This is a genomic window from Bradyrhizobium sp. NBAIM08 (genome assembly GCF_020193935.1).
In the GTDB taxonomy this organism is placed as follows: domain Bacteria; phylum Pseudomonadota; class Alphaproteobacteria; order Rhizobiales; family Xanthobacteraceae; genus Bradyrhizobium; species Bradyrhizobium yuanmingense.
Map to the genome: position 1 here is coordinate 1 of NZ_JADYVR010000271.1, position 457 is coordinate 457.

The following is a 457-nucleotide window of genomic DNA, read 5'->3' on the forward strand; positions in this document are numbered from 1 at the left end:
CCTTCACGCTGGGCGTCACCACCGTCATCGACGTGCTGGTCGTCATCCTCTTCACCCACCCGACGCTGCAGCTGCTCGCGAAGACGGCGTTCTTCTCGAGCGGCCGACCGGCCTCCGGGCTCGATCCCGAGGCCCTCGGCGCCGTCTACCGCGGGGCCGCGCGCTTCCGCACGGGCGAGTCGGTGCAGAGCACGAAGATCGCCTCGAGCGGCCGGGAGGCCGCAAAGCGGCAGACCATCGCCGAGCGCAAGGCCGCCGAGCTCGTGAGCGCCGGCAAGGGCGGGCGCGATGACACCCGGAACGACTCGACGGGGAGCGACGACTGATGGCCCAGACCAGGTTCCAGAGGTTCGGCAACGACCTCTACACGGGCGCACGCTCGGTCGACTTCGTCGGCAAGCGGCGCATCTGGTACGCAATCGCGATCGTCGTCGTCATCGCCTCCGTGCTCATCCCG

General features: G+C 69.8%; 1 protein-coding gene. It reads left to right on the plus strand.

Annotated elements, in window-relative coordinates; translation table 11 throughout:
- On the plus strand, positions 1–326 hold a 326-nt coding region (locus tag I6F37_RS39445; RefSeq protein ID WP_225154294.1), incomplete at its 5' end, for a hypothetical protein.
- Positions 327–457 lie beyond the last annotated feature (131 nt).